Genomic DNA, 21166 nt, shown 5'->3' on the forward strand with positions numbered 1-21166 from the left:
TAATGCCGATGGTGCCGGTGCCATCGGCATCAAAAGATGCCTTTCATCAAGCGCCTGTATTCTTCCTCGGGCTTTCCATAGGCATCGTGAGCGAATTCTTCCAGCGCGGGCCTGTTCCGGATCGTGATATTCCCTCGTTGCGCCGTAATGAAGCCGTTACCTTCCAATATATGCAGCGACGTAGTCACGCTTGGTCGACGCACGGCAAGCATCAGGGAGATAAAATCATGGGTCAGGGCGATTTCATTCCCGGAGACCCGATCATGGCACATCAACAGCCATCGTGCCAACCGTTCATTGACCTCATGAAGGGCGTTCGAAATGGCGGTATAGGCCAATTGCACGGCAAATGCCTCGATGGAGCGGATCATGAGCTTGTTAAGGTTCCGATTGCGGTCCATGAGATAGCGAAACGAAGCATAGCTTATCCGATAGGCTTCGGCGTCCAGCTGAATGATGACATCGTGAGCGTTGAACTCGGTGCCCGCGACAGCGGATGTAGGCACATAGCCGTCGAACCCGAACACACCTGCCTCCGCACGGCGGCCTTCCGGCGTGGAAGCCACGATGGACCCTATGCCTGATGACAGGAAATACACGTAGTCGATCGGCTGTCCGGCTTCTCCGATGACAGTGCCGCGCGGCAGCACGATATGCTCAAATTCGGCTGCGATTTGCTCATAGTCAGCAGGGGGAAGGAGCGAGAGGAGCTTGTTTCGAATGACGGATTGGTGGGGAGCGGGCATGGATCGCTTCTTCCTGGTTGGGCAAGAGGATAAACCATCCCTTGCCATGGGCACCCCCTGTCAGCGGACACAGAAGACTATTCTTCTTGGAAGCGCGCCACAACGAACGTACGCTATCAGACAGAAACGCGGATTCTGTGGCAAAGTTCACAGCAATACCTAGTTTATTGATGTGATCCGCCTGTTCATCGCCGGTGCTCGTCGGCAGACAAGACGGATACTCATGCAATGGGGATGCGGCTCAGTTTTTGCGCAAGTGTGGGAATATGGCAGGGACCGACGCGCGCTGCCCGTGAATGTGAAACTGGGAGAGAGAGAGATGAGGGGGGAGACAGACCATCCGGCGCCGGTAACAGCCCGCGAGTACAAGGCGGAAGGAATTTTGCCGCCAGCACAGCGAAAGGCTGCGTCCGAGGAGGGAGCCGGCATCCACGCTCCGCCGGCGCAGGCCTTGCTTGCCGCCATTGTCGAAAACTCTGACGACGCCATCATCAGCAAGTCTGTCAACGGCGTTATCACCAGTTGGAACAGGAGTGCCGAACGACTTTTTGGTTTCACCGCCGAGGATGCGGTCGGCAAGCATATAACCCTTATCATCCCCGAGGACAGGTTACACGAGGAAGACACGATCATCGCCAGCATTCGCGCGGGAAAGAGGATCGAACACTATGAAACCGTTCGACGTCGCAAAGATGGAACCTTCCTTGATATTTCGCTAACGGTTTCGCCTGTTTGCGACAGCAATGGAAACATCATCGGCGCCTCAAAGGTTGCGCGCGACGTGTCCGAGCGCAAGCGCGCTGCGGAGCGCCAGATGCTGCTGCTTCAGGAGATGAACCATCGCGTAAAGAACATCTTTGCGATCATGAATGCCGTCATCGGGCTAAGCGAGCGTGCCGCGACCTCGGCACAGGAGCTTGCAAGCGATATGCGGGAAAGAATAGCCGCATTGGCGATCGCCTATGAGCTAACATTGCCCGATATCAGCCGCGACATGATCCAGTCTCGGGAAACGACTCTGTTCACGCTCGTCAAGGCTCTTTTCGCCGCGCATCAGAACGGCAATATAGAACGGGTATCGATACGAGGGCACGATATCACGGTGCATGGCGCCATGCTGACGTCGCTTGCATTGCTATTGCACGAGTTTTCGACGAACGCGATAAAATACGGCGCCCTCTCCGCACATGATGGGCGCATCGACATCGATGTCCGATGCGACACGGATTTCACATTGCTATGGACCGAGACCGGGGGACCGCCGGTCAAACGACCCGAGGGTGCCGGCGGCTTCGGCACCCAACTCGAGCGGGCGACAATTGGCTCGCTGCAAGGATCCATCCAGCGCGAGTGGAATCCGGCCGGATTGAGAATTGCGCTGCGCATCCCCGCAGCCGCCCTATCCCCGACGACGTCGTAAGGAGAGATGGATCACCTTCTGCTCGCCGGGGAAGAGCCTTTATCAGAGCGTCTTGTCAGGCGTGATGGCGATCCCCTTGCCATTTATGGTCAACCGCATGAGGCATGTCTGCATAGTGAACCGCTTCACCTTTGGAATCTTTCGCCGCCGCCGATGCGGCGACCACGCCAGCGGCCAGTTGGCTCCGCAATTTGCACAGGGAACGCGAGGAGGCAAACGTGCCCGGTGGCAGGGGTCCCGGAACTCCAGCGCTCTTTCGGAATTATATTCCTGGTAAAGGAGATCGCCCCATGATCCGCAAACTTAAATCCGGTGAATATCGTCTCTATTCGCGCAAGGTCGATCCAAAGACGCAAAAGCGCAAGAACCTCGGAACCTTCAAGACCCGGGAAGCCGCAGAAAAACACGAGCGCGAAGTGCAGTATTTCAAGCACCATTAGCCTGCGGCCGCAGCGTATATGGCGACGGCGCTTCGTCTGTCGAAATGCCGTACCCGGGCAGCCAGCTTCCCCGAGAAAGCGCTGCCTGGCTAGGGCTTTACCGTGTCCTGTTCAAGCGCAAGGTAGGCAATCTCCATCGTGAGAGCCAACTGCACAAGGGCGACCTTGTCGCTCCTGGCAATCTCGACAACAAGACGTTCCCCGCCCCTTTGCGGAATTCCATCCGCCGCCATTTCCGCCAGGATCCGCTTGGCCTCATCAATAGCGCAGATGAGATCCGGGAAATCTTGCCCCTGATCATCCTCCAGTACACTTTCCCTGTCTCTCGTATGAAAGTAAAACGTCGTCATGTTCGACCTCTGGGGCGTGTTGATCATGGAATTCCAGAACACGGCCTTCCCTGGCGAAATCGGCGTAGAAATCAGGACATCGAGACAATGGTCGCTGACTGGACCGCCATCTGGAAAATCTCGCCTCGCCCGGCTCGTGTGACAACTCCGCTTTTCAGCACGCCGCCGCGATGTTGATTCTCGGTATTCCCAAGCTATCGCGCCCGAATGCCTGGGTTCCTCCTCTTGCAGGTCGCGCTCTTATTGCTCGGCTCGCTGCAGAAGAATACGCATCTCCTCGAAGCGGCGCTTGCGGTCGGCATCGTCATCGTTGGCGGTGTAGCAAGTGGTCGACACGCAGAATTTGACGAGCTCATGAGGCTTGTCCTGCTTTGCGAATTCGCATTCGAACGTGTCGGTCATGTCAGCCGGAGCCGTGCCGGCCCGAGTGGAATAAGCCATGCGAACACCGGGCGGCTTGAGTTCCGGAAATGACTGAATCGCGCCAATCGCGAACTTCTCGGACAGGAAGAAATTCTGAGCGACAGCCTTGCAGGTCGCCTCCAGATCGGCCGATTGCGCGAAAGCCGTAGCGGGGGCAAAAGCGAAACTGAGTAAAATCAAGCGTTTGAACACTATATCCTCCTCTGGATGTCGACTGTTGACTTAAGGCAAGGGTCATAAGGCCAAATAGAAGTGCTGCCCGATTACAATTTCGAAACGACGGAGACGACCGCGCGCGATAGCCGCAGCCGCCCGTCGCACTTTCAGAAAGCCGGAGCCCGGCTCAGCTCGACCGCAGCATCGCCAGGCTCCGGCTTTCGAGATCAAGTGTTCCATCGGCGATCGCTTCCGCGCCTTGCGCGCGCGGGTCCGAAGTCGAAACCTCGCGCATCCAGCGCTTGTCATCCGGCAGGGTAAAGCCGACATTTTCGTCGCGGGGATTGAACAAAATCAGCACGTCGTCCCACCCCTCTTCGAGAGGGTGCGAGCGCGAAAGCCGCAGCCCTATCGCCGTGCAATCACCGTTTGCCCATTCCTCTTCGCTTTGTTCGTCGCCGGAGGGATTGAGCCATGTGACGACCAGGCCGTCTCGCCAGTTCTCTCGTCTTAAAATGGAGTGTTCCTGTCTCAGGGAGATCAGGCGCCGCGCAAACATCTGCAGCGTTTCGGCGCTTCCATGGGCATCCTGCCAATGGAGCCAGCTGAGCTCGTTGTCCTGGCAATAGCCGTTGTTATTGCCCATCTGGCTTCGGCCGATTTCATCGCCTCCCAGCAACATCGGTGTCCCGTGCGAAAGGAAGAGCGTCGCCAGGAAATTGCGTTTCTGCCGCTCGCGGATTGCATTGATGCCCTCGTCTTCAGTCGGCCCTTCCGCACCGTAATTGAAGCTGCGGTTATCGCTGTGACCGTCCCTGTTTTCCTCCCCGTTGGCCTCATTATGCTTATCGTTGTATGAGACCAGATCGTTGAGCGTGAAGCCGTCGTGAGCCGCAATGAAGTTGACGCTCGCCCACGGTCTGCGCCCTCGCAGATCGTAGACATCCCCGGATCCCAGAATTCTCGCGGCGAAATCTCTTGTGGTGCCGGGCGTACCTTTCCAGTAATCCCGCACCGTATCCCGATACTTGTCGTTCCATTCCGCCCACCCCGGAGGAAATCCGCCGACCTGATAGCCGCCGGGACCGATATCCCAAGGCTCGCCGATCAGCTTGACTTGTGAAAGCACGGGATCCTGTCCGACCGCGTCGAAAAAGCCGCTGCGCTGATCGAACCCTTCCGGTTCGCGGCCAAGGATGGTACCGAGGTCGAAGCGAAAGCCATCGACATGCATCTCTTCGGCCCAATAGCGAAGGGAATCCGTGACCATCTGCAGAACGCGCGGATGGGACGTATTGATCGTATTACCTGTCCCCGTATCATTGATGTAGTAGCGCGGCTGGTCAGGCAAAGTGCGATAGTAGGAAAAATTGTCGATCCCCTTGAAGGAAAGGGTCGGGCCAAGCTCATTGCCCTCGGCCGTATGGTTGTAGACGACGTCCAGGATGACCTCGATGCCGGCATCATGGAATGCACGCACCATTTCCCGAAAGCCGATGAGGCCGTTTGGACCGTAATAGCGGGAGGCTGGGGCAAAGAAGGCGAGCGTATTATAGCCCCAATAGTTGCGGAGCCCCTTGTCCAACAGATAGCTGTCATCGGGGAAGAAATGGATCGGGAGCAGTTCGACGGACGTAATCCCCAGGCTCTTGATGTAATCGACGATGACCTTTTGCCCCACGCCCTCGAAGGTGCCGCGCAAATTCTCCGGGATTGCCGGATGCAGCATGGTCAAGCCCTTGACGTGGGTCTCGTAAAAGATTGTACGAGACCACGGAACGGATGGCTTTTGGCTAGGCGCCCTGTCCTTGTCAGCGAGGTCGATGACGCGGCATTTGGGCATTTGCGCAGCGCTGTCCGTATCGTCGAAGGAAAGGTCTTTCTGCTCGTCGTCCAGGATATAAGCGAATTGCGCCTGAGACCATTCCACGGCCCCCACGAGCTCACGGGCATAAGGATCGACGAGCAGCTTGTGAGGATTGAAACGATGCCCCTTTTCCGGTTCGAAAGGACCATGGACGCGATAGCCGTATAAGGCACCCGGCTTCAATCCCGGCACATAGCCGTGCCAGATCTCATTCGTGAATTCCGGCAGAACAATTCGCTCGACCTCCCGGCTGCCGGAATCATCGAAAAGGCAAAGCTCCACTTTTTCCGCATAGGCGCTAAAGAGCGCGAAATTGACGCCGGCGCCGTCATAAGTCGCACCCAGGCGCGTAAAGTCCCCCGGCTCAATCGCAGTCCGCTTTCGGTCGTCTGTCATGGAAACCTCATCGTTGATGCCCAGCAGAAACACCCCAATAAGTCGCTTTGTTCCAAAAGGTTGGCTCGCAGCTGCGGGCCTGGGCTCACACGCGCTAATCCGGCTTCACAAGGAACGCGACCGGATGAACCGCCAGCAAGCCAGCGACAGCAAGATCGCCGGAAGGCCATAGGTTTCCCGTCAGCAGATCTCGCATGCGGCAATCGATCTCCGGCGGCATGACGATGGTGGTATCCTCCCAAAATTCGGATACGGGCCTGTCCGGATCGGTCAGGCGCGAGGCGACGGTAATCGCAACCTGTTCGCGAAAAAAGCGCGCGAAAACGATGAGGCTGTCCTTCTTCGGACCTGCAACCTCCAGCGGCAGGTAAGTCCCGTTGAGGAAGAGAGCGGGATTGTCACGGCGATAGCGCAGTACGCTGCGAGTGATCTGTCTCTTCAAGGACGCCGGTTCCGACCTGGGCACCCCAGCCCAAATATGAGAAACCGGCCTTCTGTTGTCGGGGTCGACCATGCTGAAGTCGAGTGTCTCGGCGCCCTGATAGATATCCGGAATACCGGGGGCGGTGAGCTTGATCAGCAGCTGCGAAAGGCTGTTGCGATAACCAAGCTCGACGAAGGGAGCGACGGTTGACCCGAAATCGGTCAAAAACTCATTGTTCGTCTCGGAGAGAAGCTCACGGACGAAATCGAGCACCGCCGCTTCATAGACCTCATCGGAATCCATCCAGTCCGTTCGTAGTTTCGCCTCGCGGATCGCCTTTTGGGCATAGGCTGAAAGCCGCTCGCACAGATCTTCCCGATCACGTTGTCTCATCGGGGCCGGCCAGATGCCGAGGAGCGCCTGATACAGCATCCACTCGATATTGGGTTCGGGCGCCGGTCCATCGGCAAGATCGGAGCGAAAGCGAGCATTCATGCGTCGCCAGCGTTCGACCCCGTCAATCCACAGCTTGGGGCGTTGCGTTAAAGCGTAGAGGCGCGCACGCGCATCCTCGCCGCGTTTGGTATCATGCGTCGAGGTTGCGGATAGTCCGCACGGTTGCCGCCGGCATCGATCCAGCATGAAACGATGAACCGCGGCGACACCTCCGGGCGATCGCGCCGGCTCGCCACCGACCTCGTTCATCCCGAGCAGGCGATTATAGCGGTAGAAAAGCGTATCCTCGACCGACTTTGCCATCACCGGGCCGCTCAGTTGCTGCAAACGAGCTCTGAACTCCATGGCCTCGGAGCCAGCGATTTCGCCTCGGAGCAGCTCGCCCAGCGCATTCAGCGCCGCCGGCGACGCAGACGAGAGACGAGCCCTCTCGATGGCGTCGCGCAGGACGGTGTCATCTTCTGCTGACAACGCACCCTGATATCCGTATGTGCGGTAGACCGGAAAAGCCGTCAGAAGCTCCCGAAGTGCCGTGGAAAGTGCTTCCTCGCCGAACTGCGGAAGGAGACGATGCACGAGTTCGGCCAATCGCGCCATTTCCCCTGCAAAGTTGCGCTCGACCATTTGCAGTTTCGCGGCCCTCAGCGCGCTTGCGAAGTTGACGTGATCATCGCCGACCATTCTGTATGCCGCATCGATCTTGCCGAGCCCTTCTTCCTCGACGAAAAGATCGGCCATTGCCGTAATGAATTCATATCCGGTCGTTCCGGAAACTGGCCAATCCGATGGCAAGGCTTCATGAGGCCCGAGAATCTTCTCGACGACAAGGAACGTCTCGAAGCCGACGGCTTGTCGCAAGCGGTCGAGATAAGCCTTCGGATCCGCCAAACCGTCGATATGATCGATACGCAGCCCCTGGACCTGGCCGGAGCGGACCAGATCGATCACGAGACGATGCGTCGCTTCGAACACGGAAGGGTCTTCCACTCTAAGGCCGACCAACTCCGCAACCTCGAAGAAACGACGGTAGCTCAAATTTGCCGCGGCATCCTTCCAGCACAGCAATTGCCAATGCTGCTTTCCGAGCAGCTCTTTCATTCGGACCGGGTCGGCGGAGAAGGCCTGCAATCGCGCGGCGTCGGACCCGGCTTCCGCCAAGACCTCTTTTGCACTCTCGTCCGAAAGCGGCAGCGGATCGTCGAAATGGAAAAGCATCATCCGGCCGTTGGCGACATCATATCGAAGCTTGAATTCGCCTGCCGCCAAAGCCTCATCCACCGGCTTTCCAAGCCGCGGCAATGTCAGCTTCCGGCTCCAGTCGATGTCGAAATAGCCGGCAAAGGCGCTATGCCGGCCGTGCGCCAGCACATCACGCCACCAAACATTCTCGATCGAGGCCGCCATGTGGTTCGGAACGATATCGAGGATTAGCCCCATGCCGGCGCGTTGCAGGGCCGCGACAAAGACATCCAGACCCTGTCGCCCGCCGAGAGCCGGATCGACCTCGTTCGGATCGGTGACATCATAACCATGTGTGGATCCGGTCGTTGCCGTAAAGATCGGCGACGCATAGACATGACTGATGCCGATGTCTTCCAGATACGGAACCAGCTCAACGGCGCGCTCAAACGTAACGCCGCCGCGAAATTGCAGCCGATAGGTGGAAGTCGGAATATTCATGGCGTCCCCTTGAAGCGAGCCGGCCTCTATCAACGAAACTCTCGTGCAATCCGTTCCCGCGGAGGAACACTCGACGGCAAAATGCGTTCGGCCTCTCGGAAGGGGTCCTATGAAGAGCGGACGGATTGACATGAGGGAAGCCTATACATTCGGGCCTGAAATCCGGGATGACGCGGTGTTGTTTCGACTATGGGCGCCGCTGGCCGAACGGGTGACTCTCCGGATCGACCAGCGCGGAGACTGGACGATGCAGCCAAGGGAGGGAGGATGGCATATCTTGAAGATGCAGCAGGCGAGGCCTGGCGATCTTTACAAATTCATTCTCCCCGATGGCCTTGAAGTGCCCGACCCAGCCTCGCGATTCCAGCCGGCGGACGTTCACGGCCCGAGTGAGGTCGTTCAGCCGCAGTTCGCCTGGAGCAGAGTGGACTGGAAAGGTCGGCCCTGGGAAGAGATGGTCGTCTACGAACTTCATATCGGCGCATTTACGCAAGCCGGTACATTTTCCTCGGCCATGGAACGGCTGGATTATCTGCAATCGCTCGGCGTGACCGCGATCCAGCTCATGCCGCTCAGCGACTTTCCAGGACGCTACGGCTGGGGATATGACGGTGTGCTCCCCTATGCTCCAGATAGCAGCTACGGTCGCCCCGAAGATCTCAAGAGACTTGTCGATGCCGCGCATGAGCGTGGTATCTGTGTCTTTCTGGATGTCGTCTACAACCACTTTGGACCGGACGGCAACTACCTGCCATCCTATGCCCCGATTTTCAGCGCCCGGCACGAAAGCCCTTGGGGCAAGGGTTTGAACTTCGATGGCGAAGGCGGGCGTCAGGTGCGAAATTTTGTGATCGAAAATGCGATTTATTGGATCGGCGAGTTTCGAATGGACGGCCTGCGGCTGGACGCCGTTCACGCGATGAAGGACAACAGCGATCCGCATATCCTGATCGAGCTTGCCGAGCGCGTCCGGCGGAGCTTTCCCGATCGTCACATACACTTGATACTCGAAAATGAAGATAACGATTCCGCTCTCCTTGCTCGAAAGCCGGATGGCGAGGCTTGGCACTTCACCGCGCAGTGGAATGACGATATCCACCACGCACTTCATGTAGCAGCGACAGGCGAGACCTTCGGTTATTATGGAGATTATGCCGATTGGCTGCCGCGCGCTCGCCGGTCTCTTGCTGAAGGTTTTGCGTTTCAAGGCGAGCACATGGCCTATCGCCAGCGATCCAGAGGGAAGCCAAGCACTTCCTTGCACCCGACCGCTTTTCTTTCCTTCATCCAGAACCACGATCAGATCGGCAACAGGGCGAAAGGCGATCGAATGGTTGCCTCCCATCCGGCTGAAGCCATGAAGGCGATCGCGGCAATCTATCTGCTCGCCCCGCAAATTCCGATGCTGTTCATGGGCGAGGAATGGGGCTGCACACAGCCATTTCCGTTCTTTTGCGATTTCGATGAGGAGCTTAACGACAAGGTGAGGCTTGGTCGCAAGGAAGAGCTAAGGCGGCTGCCGGGTTTCGATGCGAAAGATGCCGTCGACCCCGCGAGCGATGCAACGTTTCACAGCGCAAAATTGCAGTGGGACAAACTCCAGGCCGACCAGGCCTTCGGTCAACACTATCGAGACCTCATCAGGCTGCGGCATCAGAAAATCATGCCCCTTCTCGGACAGCGGCCAGTTCACGCGACGGTTCACGACACAGATAGCCCGCTCTTGCGCGTAAGCTGGCAAATGGGTCAGTCAACACTTCGCTTGACGGCCAATTTGTCGGACCGCCCCATGACGATGTCCGTGCCGACCGGAGACGCGGCGCTGTTCATATGCGGCAATATTGCGGGCGACGAGCTCGGGCCATGGAGCGTCATTTGGGACCTGGTGGAATAGGGTGAAGAACTCCCGCGATGGTCAGACCGTCACATGCGGACGCCCCGGCAAACGGGCTTCCGCAGCGCGCTGCAGAAGGGCAGCGACCTCTTCGTCGAAAAATGGCTTGGCTATCGTGGCAAATGCACCCGCCACGCCATTTTTCAGAGTTTCGGGAATGCCTGTGATGAAGATAACTGTCGTATGATAGCGGTCGATAAGCCGTCTCGCGAGTTGCAATCCGCTCTTGCCGTCGGAGAGACCGACATCAATTAAAGCGATGTCTGCCTGGGGTGCGTATGCGAGCGCCTGCTCCATCGTCGACGCCGGACCGAGCGGCGTAAATCCGGCATCGGTTGCAATTGCTTTCAAATGAAAGGCGATGAGAGCCTCATCCTCGACGATAAGCACTTTCATATCCACTCCTCCTTCAAAATCCGGATCCGGTCGAGAAATTTCCTTTTCCGCAATTCCATAAATTAGATATTACAAATATTATCCGATAAGATCAGGCGGAAGTTGCCGGATGATCCGGCTGCAAAACAGCACAGGCTACGATAAACAATGTAGCGAGGCCGCTAGCGCCACTTGGGCTGCCGTCTCGTATTATGCCGAAGCTCGGAAGCAGTCGCGAACGAGCCGAAAAGTTGACGGAGCCGGCGTTCCTCATCCTCGCCTAGATTATGGAGCCTGGCATAGTCCTTCACCGACCAAACGGAAATGGTGACTTTCGTTCCCTCGGGCTTGATGCGTTCCACGGCCTTTACTCCTCCTCAAGATAGTCCGCTCTTCTAACGCCGGATCATCCCGGGAGTTCCCGTGTCATCTCTCCAATTTTCGATAAGAGCCAGGTCGGGAGCGAATAAAAACACCTCTATAACGGCAGCCCCGCATAATTGACCGAGACCTTCGGACAATGTCGCCGGTCTTCAAGTCGTTTTCCGTAAACAGAAGCATTACGAGACAGGTTTGGCATACGGTGCACCACGATCATGCGTCTCAATGTCCGCTGGCGTACAGACGAAAAAGTCACGGAACAAGCCGCTATTGCGAGCATTGCTGGTATATCTCGAGAGGAGAAGCCAAATGCTCACAGAACCGCAGACGTCGCTACAAAATGACATCGTTGCCTTGCTTCCCGCGTTGCGTAACTTCGCGAGGCGGTTCGTCTCCAACGACACGGACGTCGATGATCTGACCCAGGAGACGATCAGGAAGATTCTTGTGCATATAGATAGCTTCGTGCCGGGCACAAGGTTGAAGAGCTGGGCCTTCACCATCATGCGCAATACCTACATGACCGAGTACAAACGACAGAAGCGCGTGCAGTTGCGCTCAACCGACGACGAACTCTTCGAGATTCCGGTGCCATGCCAACAGCAGCTTTCCATCTATACCGCCGAGGTCAGCATGGCGCTGACGCGTCTTCCCGCCTATCAAAGGGATGCGTTGCTCCTTATCGTCGACGGCGCGTCCTACGAAACTGCAGCCCAGCGCTGCGGTTGCGAAATCGGTACGATAAAAAGCCGCGTATCGCGAGCCCGGACGACGCTTGCCCAAATGCTTGGCGAAACATCAATGCGCGCAGCCGCCTCGATCCATTAAATATTCCTCTATCGAACGGCAAATCAGGGCCGAGCAGCTCGGCCCCCAAGCGCATATCAGCGCTTGGCTCTGGCCTACTCATTACATGTCTCACATGGCACGACAAACAATTCGAGGGGGCTCTTATCCGAGGCAACTGCCGAAAGTCACGGCGTCAGCCGGCGTTCGACAACCGCGATCGATGGACAAGCGACAAAACCTCTCCGGTCAGCAGGCAGATAGAAATTCCTGGACAGACATCATATTAGATTGGACGGAAAATCGACGTTCAAGCAGCGTCAGCGCCGCCTCATGCCCATCATCGTCGCCGCTACAGACCGCGTCCTTCAAAATGATAATTCCATAGCCCAATTCAATGGCACCGAGTACGGCAGCCAGTACACAAACATCTGTTTCACCGCCGCTGATGACCAAGGTATCCACATTCTCCCTGACTAGGATTCGATGAAGGTGACCATCGGTCCAAGGCGAGTAGGTAAGCTTGTCGAAGATACGGCCAGGAGGAACAAGACGCCGAAGCGGGGCTACGAGCAGCATGGAATCGGCGGGCAGCCGACCGGTGGTCATCATCTCCCATTTTTTATAATAGTCCCGCCACTTGCCAGGCATGAGGTCGGAACGCGACGGCGGGATAAAGCGGGTGAAAATGGTACGCTCGGGAAATCGGCCGGCGACTTCGGCTATCGGGTCCAGAGTACGAGACATCCACGGTACATGCCAGGGTGTCTGCTCAATGAACATACATTGCATGTCGATACAAAGATGACGCCAGATCTTCATACATGTCACGCGATAGAAAACGTCTGAACGGCATCGGCAGGTAGCTTATCGCATCGAGCCAAACTCATATCGTTGGCCACCCGGATCATCAACCGCGTGATGAATTGCCATGGAGCCGTGCGCGCCGCAACGAATGCGGCGCGCAGAAACAGTTAATTGACTGAGATCCACTGGCTGCGAACCTCGTCCGCATTTTTTGTAAGGTGAACATGCGCGTCGACATGATCGACCCAATCCACCGGGATGAGGTGGTGACGGCCATCATCCGAATCGCTCTTCGTCAACTTGATGCGGTTTCCGCCCTCCAGATGATCGACGGTTCCCACATGATTGCCATCGGCAGCTCTGACTTCCATATGCTCGCGAATCTGAGTTGGATTCAGCATGATATTATCCTCTTCGTTCGTGCTCTTCACGAAAGTAGAACGCCGCTCCCGGAAGGAGGTTCCTGACATTGGTCGTTCACGGCGTGCTTTTCCTGCGAGCGCCTTTTGAGCCACCGCTGCACGCGAATTTCCTCCTCGTCCATCCAGCGGAGGAGCCGTTCACTGCTCGTTCGGAATTTAAGAACTTCGCGAAGACGCCCTACCCTGAAATCCTCGAAAGCCGCCGGATGTATGTAAGACGATCGGCAGATCGCGCGCGTATTCACGAGCTTGGCGGCGACGGAATCGATTACTTCGTTGAGTTGCCGTGCGATTGCCCGCTCCGACGGACCGGGTTCCATGCCGGCGAGAGCCGCCACCGCCATACAGGTCGCACCCCATGTTCTGAATTGGCGCGAGCTGAAGTCACTCCCGGAAGCTTCGCGAATATAGGAATTTACGTCCTGTGAGGAAATCTGGCGGCAATCGCCGTCGTCGCCGATATATGTGAAAAGCTGCTGGCCCGGCAACTCCTGCAACTTTCGAACGACGTTGGCGATGCGCCGGTCGCTATGCACAAGGTTCCACTCCTTCCCGGACTTGCCTTTAAATCGGAATTTGAGGCACCCGCCCTCGACCTTGACGTGGCGGTTCCGCAGGGTCGTCAGGCCATAGGAATGGTTCGCTTCCGCGTAGGCCGCATTGCCGACGCGGATATAGAGATTGTCGAGCATCCATACCACGGTTGCCAGGGCCTTCTCCATGGTGAGGGCCCGAGCGCGCAGATCGTGATCTACTCGCTGCCGGATGTCTGGAAGTTTGCCTGAGAACTCGACGAGTTGGCTAAACTTAGCGCGATCCCGTTCGGACTGCCAATCCGGATGATAGCGGTATTGCTTTCGTCCTCGTGCATCGGTTCCGATGGCCTGGAGATGCGAATGCGGATTTATGGATATGATGACATTCGTATAGGCAGGAGGAATGGCCAGCGCCGCCAGGCGAGCGATCTCCTTACGGCCGGTAATCCGCGTGCCGTCAGGCATATAATAGAGAAATCCATTCTTTCCCTGTTTTCGAGTGATGCCGTCGTCAAGGCTCTGAATGTAAAATAAATCGGAATGTAGCTTCGCTTCGGCAGCGGCTGCGGCGGCGTCAACTTTGGAAATCATCTGGTTCATGCCCGGATAACTCCGGTAAGGTTTGTCGGTTCCGGCGCAACGGCGGGAACTTTTGCGTGTTGCTTTCGTTGGGTGACATCAGGACGAACAAGACGCAATCACGGCGGCGCGAAAGTCGTCAGCAATGATCGCGCGCAATCGCAAAGCGCCAAGGCACAGCCGGTTTTGGCTAGGATTTCGATGCAGCCGGTATTTGAAGAGATTGTCCAGGGAGCAAACACGTTCCGATCGGTAGTCGTTCCTCCCTTATTTGAAAAGGAAGACCAGGATGAGAAAGATATGGACCGCCGGGGTTATCATGGCATTGCTGACGGCATGCACGCCGACTGAACAGGGTGCCGGCATCGGAGCAGCCACGGGAGCCGTGATCGGCGGCGCGGCGACGGGAAATGTCAGAGGAGCGGCCGTCGGCGCCGCAATCGGCGGGGTGTCCGGTGCCCTGATCGGCAACGTGGCGGGACAGCCTGGACAGTGTTATTACCGCGACCGCTATGGTCGCCGTTACGTCGATCGCTGCTGACCGCTGATGCAGCTCGAAGGTCAAGTATGCGCCCGCCGCAGGCATGTGCGCAGTCGACGAACATGCTTCAGCCAGGAAAGTTACGCACAATGGATCGATTTCAAAGCTCATCCGGCGATTCAGAAGGGAATAGAACGAGTAAAGCCCTCGTAATTCTTCCCGAGACGAGCAGAGCCCTTCAAGTCAGCATAGAGGCGTCGCAAAACAGCGAGTCTCGAGAGATGTTGAATGAACAGTTGCGACAGCTCCGGATTGAAATCGAAATTCTCCGATCGCGCATTAGAGCAATCGGCGTTCAGACAAACGTCGTCGTTCGAAAGAACGCTGAATGGATCGATGCTTCGGCACATCATCAGCTGGGGCCATATCCATGGCTAAAGCTGTCGGCGGCTTCGCTTTTGGCTTTTGCGGCCGGAAGACTGCTGCGTCGCACCTCACTCGGAATGGCGGCGATGGCAATAAGGCCAATGCTCGTCGCACTTGCCACCTCGATTACCACCGGCAGCCTGAGAGAGCCTTGAAGAAAGGAATTCGCAATGATACGCGCCAGGAATTCAAAGCCGCTATCGCGTGAAGAAGACTACAGAGATTTCGAAGAACGCGACCGAAACGATGGTTGGCCTTACTCCGATGGGAGCGAGGCGAGCGATACCGATCCTCGAAACAAGGAATACGGCTCCACCAAGGCGAATTTCGATGCCGATGCCAGCTCCGGCTACATCATCGACAATGCCGACGAGACCGGTTTGGAGGAAAACGTCGACCACACATTCGGACCGCTCCCGGCAACTCAAATCGACGATGACAGCCTGGAGGCGGCTATAACGGATTGGCTGGGACGCCACAGCGAGATCGACGCCAACAGCTTCGAAATCCGGGTTCACGGAGATACGGTGGTCATCCAAGGCAGCGTGGAAACCGCAGACGACGCGAAGAAAATAGAAGCTTTGCTGCTAACCATCGAACAGGTTCGAAATGTAGACAACAGGTTACGAACGACGAGCGTCGACTCGCATCTTCCGCCGGATGCGTAATGCGCGCTTTGTGAACGACCCGAAGCATACGGTGCCGGGAGGCGGCCAGCACGTTCAGCTCGCATTGGAGCAATCATCGGCCTCTTCCTCAAGGTCGGTCCATGAGCCTTTGGATTTGCCGATGACGCTCTTTAATCGGAGCTGAACGAGCCTCTCCCCGCCGCTTCAGGCAAGGCTGTTGGCTTCCATCGTCGACATAGGCAACATGGCGCTAGTCTTTGCGTTATCCCAATCGACCTTCCATCATGTTGTTTTGAACGCGTATTTGCTGGCGACAGCCTGGCGCACTCCTTGAGCGTCGCTGAAGATAGCTTTCAAATGACCGGAAGAAGACAATTCAAGGATATTTGCCACGATACCCTATGAGCTTTACGAGCCGACCTCGATGGCTATTGGGCTTGGGCCGGTCTATCGCATTCCTCAAAAATCTCGGCGAGCGCCAAATTTCAATTTAGGTTGGGAACTTGATGGAGAGCCCTGACAACGCCGCATGCAGTCCCTCCGCGACGGACCATGCAGGCGCGCGCTATCGAATGACACAGGCCAACTCCATGCTTCGGAGGCGGTTCCCGCGCTGGCGCCATCCGGATTTTTCATAACCAATTCTACCAAGAACGCTTGCGAAAGCGAAATCGTTTCCGATCTCGCTGGAACTGGCACAGTGACCAAACCATTGACGCCCGACCTCATGCCACGCCAAGAGCGAACCGCGACCTCACGGAAGTGACGGGCCAAAAGTCCGCCGCCTGCTGCCGACCGGCGAGGCGACGGCGGCCAGCCCGATATTGTATTTCTGTGTAGCACTCATTGTGTACACAGATTATACAATTATGTTGACTCAGCGAAAAGCCTGTGCGACCTTTCTTCCATCGACAGGAGCCGACGGGTTCAATTCGCTGCAAAATCCCAAGGAGGAACGTCGCGATGAAGGGCGGGAAGAACAGTCTCTACGACGATCTAAAGCGTCAGATTCTGACGATGGAGCTCGATCCCGACCAGGATCTGGACGAAGTCAGTCTCAGCGAGCAATACGGGCTCTCGCGCACCCCCGTCCGCGAGATCTTCCGGCGCCTGGAAGGCGAAGGCTATATCGACATTCGGGCGAACCGGGGCGCGCGTGTCAGCCCGATGAACCATCAGACTCTCAGGCACTTCTTCCTGGTAGCGCCGATGATCTATGCCGCAATAGGCAGGCTCGCTGTTCAGAACTTCAAACCGAAGCAACTCATCGACCTGAAAGAAACGCAGGATCGGTTTTGCTCGGCGAGCAGCTCCGGCAACGCTCTCGCCATGGTGCTCGAAAACAACCGCTTTCACGAAATCATCGGAGAGATGTCATTCAATGCCTATCTGCAGCCGAGCCTGGGCCGCCTGCTGATCGACCACGCGCGGATCGGCCACACCTTCTTCCGGCCAAGGAATGACGACATGCGCGAACGGCTTCAGCTTGCTGTCGAGCATCACGATGGCTTCATCGAAGCGATCGCACGGCATGACGAAGATACGGTCGTGGACCTGGTGTTCGAGCATTGGGAACTGTCGCGCGAGAACATGGAAATGTTCATCGCACCGCAGGGAATGAAGGCGGACGCGCTGGTGGAAGTGCCCGCTGCATCGATGGAGAAATCGTCTTGAACTTCGAAGGCATCTACACCCCGGCGATCACGCCGCATGGACCAGACGGCCAGATCGACAAGGCCGCATTCGCGGCGGTCCTGGAATCGCTCATCGAAGCCAAGGTGCATGGCATCATTATCGGTGGCTCGACAGGCGAATACTATGCGCAGACTGCGCAGGAGCGCATCGATCTGGCCAGCTACGCCAGGCAAGTCCTTGCAAATCGCATTCCATTGATCGTCGGCACCGGCGCCACCCGAACGGAAGATTCGGTTGCCTATGCCACCGCGGCAAAGGAGATCGGCGCCGATGCAATCCTCGTAACCTCGCCACCCTATGCGCTGCCGACGGAGAAGGAAAACGCCATTCACGCATTGACGGTCGACCGCGCCGCCAATCTGCCGATCATGCTCTATAACTACCCCGCGCGCATGGGCGTGATGATGGGAGACGAATACTTCTCCCGCGTCGGCAAGTCCAGGAACGTGAAGGCAATCAAGGAAAGCTCCGGCGAGATGGCAAACCTCCATCTCCTGGCCAGGAAGTATCCTCACATCGCAGTCTCGTGCGGCTGGGATGACCAGGCACTCGAATTCTTTGCCTGGGGTGCGAAAAGCTGGGTCTGCGCGGGCTCCAATTTCCTCCCGCGTGAACACGTCGCCCTTTATGAGGCTTGCGTGATCGAGAAAAACTTCGACAAGGGCCGCGCGATTATGACGGCGATGCTGCCGCTCATGGATTTTCTCGAAACCGGAAAATTCGTGCAATCCATCAAGCATGGCTGCGAGATCGCCGGCCTTAAGGCAGGCCCGGTGCGCGCGCCGCTGCGCGGATTGAACTCGGAAGAAAAGCGAACCCTCCAGACTGTCGTCGCCACCTTGAAGCGCACGGTCGCCCAGATCACGTCGGGAGCCAATCATGCATGAACCCTTGACCGCAGCCGAGTACAAGGCGATCGCCTCGAGCCTGCAGTTTCCCGCGAACGCCTTTATAGACGGATCTTTCCGTCCATCCAATTCGGGCAAGACATTCAGGACGGCGAACCCGGCCACCGGCGAGACTCTAGCCGAGATTGCAGCTTGCGACGCGAGCGATGTCGACTTTGCAGTCTCGAAAGCGCGGGATGCATTTGAGGACGGCCGCTGGCGCCTGCAAACGCCCGGCGACCGAAAAGCCACGCTCGTCAAGTTCGCCAGGCTGCTCGAAGAGCATCGCCACGAACTTGCCGTCATGGAAAGCCTCGATAGCGGCAAGCCCATACGCGAGTGCCAGACGGTGGACGTTCCGGAGACGATACATACCATCCGCTGGCATGCCGAACTGATCGACAAGCTTTACGACAATACCGCGCCGGTCGGCTCCAATGCACTGACCATGGTCGTGCGCGAACCCATCGGCGTCGTCGGCTGCGTGCTGCCCTGGAACTTTCCGCTCCTGATGCTTGCCTGGAAGATCGGTCCGGCACTCGCCGCCGGATGTTCCGTGATCGTCAAGCCCGCGCAGGAAACGACGCTGACCACGCTGCGTGTGGCCGAACTCGCCCATGAGGCCGGCATTCCAGCGGGTGTTTTCAATGTCGTGCCCGGTGGCGGCAAGGAGGTCGGAGAGCCCATCGGACTGCATATGGGCATCGACATGGTGGCCTTCACGGGATCGACGCCGACCGGACGGCGCTTCCTGCGTTACGCTGCGGATTCCAACCTCAAGAAGATCGTTCTGGAGTGCGGCGGCAAGAACCCGGCCGTCGTCCTGGAAGATGCGGAGGATTTGGACCTCGTCGCCGAACAGGTCGTGAACGGCGCGTTCTGGAATATGGGCGAGAATTGCTCGGCGACTTCGCGTCTCATCGTACAGTCCACGATCAAGGACGAATTGCTCAAGCGCATCGGCGCCTACATGCGCGAATGGAAGACCGGCGATCCGCTCGACCCTGAAAACCGCATTGGCGCCCTCGTCAGCAAGAACCATTTTGAGAAGGTTTCGTCGTTTCTCGACGATGTGAAGACCGAAGAGCTTTCGGTTGCCCATGGTGGAAAGTCGCACAAGGGCATCTATATCGAACCGACGGTCGTCGACGGCGTCACCCCGTCGAGCCGGTTGTTCAAAGAGGAGATTTTCGGGCCGATCCTGTCGGTGACGGCGTTTGAAACCCTTGCCGAGGCCATCACGCTTGCCAACGACACCAACTACGGCCTGACCGCATCGATCTATACCGGCAGCCTGAGGAAGGCGATCCGGCTCTCGCGCGAAATCCGGGCGGGTGTCGTCACCGTCAACTGCTTCGGTGAAGGCGACGCGACAACGCCGTTCGGCGGCTACAAGGAGTCCGGCTTCGGCGGACGTGACAAATCCATCTTCGCGCATGATAATTATTGCGAACTGAAGACGATCTGGATCGACGTATCGGACCGCTCGGTCGACGAGACGATCCGATGATCGCAAAGTCCGTCAGGCGTTTGCCGGCAGAAAACGGCATCTCTGGCTGGGAAGCGATCAGTCGCCGGTCGTTCCCGGCCCGGAGCCTCGAAGGCAACGTGACGGCGGACTGGCTGATCATCGGCGCCGGCTTTGCCGGCCTCTCGGCGGCGCGCCGGCTCCTCCAACTGCGGCCCGACGACAAAATCGTCGTGCTCGATGCAAGCGAGGTCGGCAAAGGGACGTCAGGCCGGAATTCCGGCTTCATGATCGATGTTCCGCATAACCTTTCGTCGAGCGAATATTCAAGCGGCGGCCTGGATGCCACTCGTTTGGAAATGGCCCAGAATCGGGCTGCAATCGCCTTTGCGAGAGACGCCGCGGACGAATATGGCATGTCGGCCGAGACATTCGACCCGGCGGGCAAGATCAACGCCGCCGCGACCGCGCGCGGCGTGAAACTGAATGTCAGCTTCGGCCAATCCTTGAGAAACGCGGGCGAAAAACACACGTTTTTCGACGCCGCCGAAATGCGTGAGATAACCGGCTCCGATTACTACCTCGGCGGCCTCTATACGCCGGGCGCTGTGCTGATCCAGCCGGCCGACTACATTCGCGAACTTGCGGCAGCGCTTTCGCGCAAGATCGACATCTTCGAACGCTCGCCCGTTACGGCCCTGACGCGCGACAATGAAACATGGGTTGCCGCTTCCGCTCGCGGCAAGGTCACGGCTCCGAAAGTCATTCTGGGCGTGAACGGTCACATTGATGATTTCGGCCATTTCGGTGGCCGCCTGATGCACATCTTTGCCTACGCCTCGATGACTGCGCCCTTTCCCGCGGACGACTTCGGCCGGACCGTTACCGGCCAGGACAGGTGGGCGCTGCTTCCGGCCGATGCCATGGGAGCAACGGTGCGAAAGATCACCTCGGGCGGGACGTCGCGTATCGTCATCCGCACCAAGTATACATGCGAAACGACGATCACCGTGTCGGATCGCCGGATGATCAAGATGGCCGGGGAGCACAGACGCTCCCTCGATGCGCGGTTTCCCGGACTCAAGGACATCCCCTTTCAATACAGCTGGGCCGGACGCCTCTGCCTGAGCCGGAACCATGTGCCCGCTTTCGGCGAGATCGACGAAGGGCTTTATTCAGCGTGCTGCGAGAACGGACTCGGCACCGTCAAGAGCACATTGGCGGGCATGATGGCCGCCGAACTGGCGACGGGAACAGGCTCCCGGAACCTCGAACAATTCATGGATCAGGCCGCGCCATCCCGGTTGCCACCGGAGCCCTTCGCATGGCTCGGCATCAATTCGGTGATCCGCTGGCAGGAATTGCGTGCAGGCCGCGAGGGATGATCCGTCGCCGCGCAATCTGAAGACTGAGCGACCTCGGATCTTCAACAAGAATGGGAA

General features: G+C 57.6%; 20 protein-coding genes. 11 read left to right on the top strand and 9 right to left on the bottom strand.

Annotation, left to right across the window (positions count from 1 at the left end):
- Window positions 1–29 precede the first annotated feature (29 nt).
- Window positions 30–746, bottom strand: coding sequence for a Crp/Fnr family transcriptional regulator (locus tag ACJJVH_RS31945; RefSeq protein WP_112794878.1), 717 nt, complete (start codon window positions 744–746; stop codon window positions 30–32).
- Between the two features lie 319 nt (window positions 747–1065).
- On the opposite strand from ACJJVH_RS31945, the gene ACJJVH_RS31950 reads away from it, so the two are divergent.
- Both ACJJVH_RS31950 and ACJJVH_RS31955 read left to right on the top strand, forming a co-directional pair.
- Complete coding sequence (locus ACJJVH_RS31950) at window positions 1066–2166, top strand: PAS domain S-box protein (protein ID WP_412066456.1); 1101 nt, start codon at window positions 1066–1068, stop codon at window positions 2164–2166.
- A 290-nt stretch (window positions 2167–2456) separates the two neighbouring features.
- Window positions 2457–2606, top strand: coding sequence for a hypothetical protein (locus ACJJVH_RS31955; RefSeq protein ID WP_112794876.1), 150 nt, complete (start codon window positions 2457–2459; stop codon window positions 2604–2606).
- A gap of 89 nt (window positions 2607–2695) precedes the next feature.
- Here the strand turns inward: ACJJVH_RS31955 and ACJJVH_RS31960 are convergent, their stop codons facing one another.
- The 4 genes from ACJJVH_RS31960 to treY all read right to left on the bottom strand — a co-directional run bounded on the left by ACJJVH_RS31960 (window position 2696) and on the right by treY (window position 8358).
- Window positions 2696–2956: a DUF6894 family protein gene (locus tag ACJJVH_RS31960; protein ID WP_162703910.1), complete on the bottom strand. Its 261-nt coding sequence runs from the start codon at window positions 2954–2956 to the stop codon at window positions 2696–2698.
- A gap of 240 nt (window positions 2957–3196) precedes the next feature.
- Complete coding sequence (locus ACJJVH_RS31965; protein ID WP_112794874.1) at window positions 3197–3571, bottom strand: hypothetical protein; 375 nt, start codon at window positions 3569–3571, stop codon at window positions 3197–3199.
- A gap of 151 nt (window positions 3572–3722) precedes the next feature.
- A complete protein-coding gene (glgX, locus tag ACJJVH_RS31970) occupies window positions 3723–5798 on the bottom strand; it encodes a glycogen debranching protein GlgX (protein ID WP_113384763.1) in 2076 nt (691 codons plus the stop codon).
- 94 nt (window positions 5799–5892) lie between these two features.
- The gene (gene treY, locus ACJJVH_RS31975) at window positions 5893–8358 is read right to left on the bottom strand and encodes a malto-oligosyltrehalose synthase (RefSeq protein WP_412066457.1); all 2466 of its coding nucleotides are present in this window, start codon (window positions 8356–8358) and stop codon (window positions 5893–5895) included.
- Window positions 8359–8488: 130 nt separating this feature from the next.
- On the opposite strand from treY, the gene treZ reads away from it, so the two are divergent.
- On the top strand, window positions 8489–10252 hold the full coding sequence (treZ, locus tag ACJJVH_RS31980) for a malto-oligosyltrehalose trehalohydrolase (protein WP_412066458.1): 1764 nt from the start codon (window positions 8489–8491) through the stop codon (window positions 10250–10252).
- A 21-nt stretch (window positions 10253–10273) separates the two neighbouring features.
- Here treZ and ACJJVH_RS31985 read toward each other — a convergent pair whose 3' ends face one another.
- A complete protein-coding gene (locus ACJJVH_RS31985) occupies window positions 10274–10648 on the bottom strand; it encodes a response regulator (protein ID WP_112794871.1) in 375 nt (124 codons plus the stop codon).
- Window positions 10649–11233: 585 nt separating this feature from the next.
- Here ACJJVH_RS31985 and ACJJVH_RS31990 point away from each other — a divergent pair.
- Window positions 11234–11836 carry a sigma-70 family RNA polymerase sigma factor gene (locus ACJJVH_RS31990; RefSeq protein ID WP_412066459.1) on the top strand — a complete coding sequence of 201 codons (603 nt, stop codon included), beginning with the start codon at window positions 11234–11236 and terminating at the stop codon, window positions 11834–11836.
- A gap of 207 nt (window positions 11837–12043) precedes the next feature.
- On the opposite strand, the gene ACJJVH_RS31995 is transcribed toward ACJJVH_RS31990, so the two are convergent.
- From ACJJVH_RS31995 to ACJJVH_RS32005, 3 genes are all read right to left on the bottom strand, one after another.
- Entirely contained in the window at window positions 12044–12616 is a 573-nt protein-coding gene (locus ACJJVH_RS31995) for a cysteine hydrolase family protein (RefSeq protein WP_412066460.1), read from the bottom strand.
- A 152-nt stretch (window positions 12617–12768) separates the two neighbouring features.
- Complete coding sequence (locus tag ACJJVH_RS32000) at window positions 12769–13002, bottom strand: DUF2171 domain-containing protein (protein WP_112794963.1); 234 nt, start codon at window positions 13000–13002, stop codon at window positions 12769–12771.
- Between the two features lie 26 nt (window positions 13003–13028).
- Window positions 13029–14159: a DNA topoisomerase IB gene (locus ACJJVH_RS32005; protein ID WP_412066461.1), complete on the bottom strand. Its 1131-nt coding sequence runs from the start codon at window positions 14157–14159 to the stop codon at window positions 13029–13031.
- Between the two features lie 268 nt (window positions 14160–14427).
- Between ACJJVH_RS32005 and ACJJVH_RS32010 the strand changes: the two genes are divergently transcribed.
- The 7 genes from ACJJVH_RS32010 to ACJJVH_RS32040 all read left to right on the top strand — a co-directional run bounded on the left by ACJJVH_RS32010 (window position 14428) and on the right by ACJJVH_RS32040 (window position 21109).
- On the top strand, window positions 14428–14679 hold the full coding sequence (locus ACJJVH_RS32010) for a YMGG-like glycine zipper-containing protein (protein ID WP_112794867.1): 252 nt from the start codon (window positions 14428–14430) through the stop codon (window positions 14677–14679).
- Between the two features lie 89 nt (window positions 14680–14768).
- On the top strand, window positions 14769–15200 hold the full coding sequence (locus ACJJVH_RS32015) for a hypothetical protein (protein ID WP_412066462.1): 432 nt from the start codon (window positions 14769–14771) through the stop codon (window positions 15198–15200).
- A gap of 15 nt (window positions 15201–15215) precedes the next feature.
- A complete protein-coding gene (locus ACJJVH_RS32020) occupies window positions 15216–15713 on the top strand; it encodes a BON domain-containing protein (protein WP_113384541.1) in 498 nt (165 codons plus the stop codon).
- Between the two features lie 924 nt (window positions 15714–16637).
- The gene (locus ACJJVH_RS32025; protein WP_412066463.1) at window positions 16638–17348 is read left to right on the top strand and encodes a GntR family transcriptional regulator; all 711 of its coding nucleotides are present in this window, start codon (window positions 16638–16640) and stop codon (window positions 17346–17348) included.
- Window positions 17345–18256 carry a dihydrodipicolinate synthase family protein gene (locus ACJJVH_RS32030; RefSeq protein WP_412066464.1) on the top strand — a complete coding sequence of 304 codons (912 nt, stop codon included), beginning with the start codon at window positions 17345–17347 and terminating at the stop codon, window positions 18254–18256. The genes ACJJVH_RS32025 and ACJJVH_RS32030 overlap by 4 nt, the downstream gene beginning before the upstream one ends.
- A complete protein-coding gene (locus ACJJVH_RS32035; RefSeq protein WP_113384543.1) occupies window positions 18249–19766 on the top strand; it encodes an aldehyde dehydrogenase in 1518 nt (505 codons plus the stop codon). Before ACJJVH_RS32030 ends, ACJJVH_RS32035 begins: the two co-directional genes overlap by 8 nt.
- A complete protein-coding gene (locus tag ACJJVH_RS32040) occupies window positions 19763–21109 on the top strand; it encodes an NAD(P)/FAD-dependent oxidoreductase (RefSeq protein ID WP_412066465.1) in 1347 nt (448 codons plus the stop codon). The genes ACJJVH_RS32035 and ACJJVH_RS32040 overlap by 4 nt, the downstream gene beginning before the upstream one ends.
- Window positions 21110–21166 lie beyond the last annotated feature (57 nt).

It is taken from the genome of Rhizobium sp. SYY.PMSO (genome assembly GCF_046840415.1).
Classification (GTDB): Bacteria; Pseudomonadota; Alphaproteobacteria; order Rhizobiales; family Rhizobiaceae; genus Rhizobium.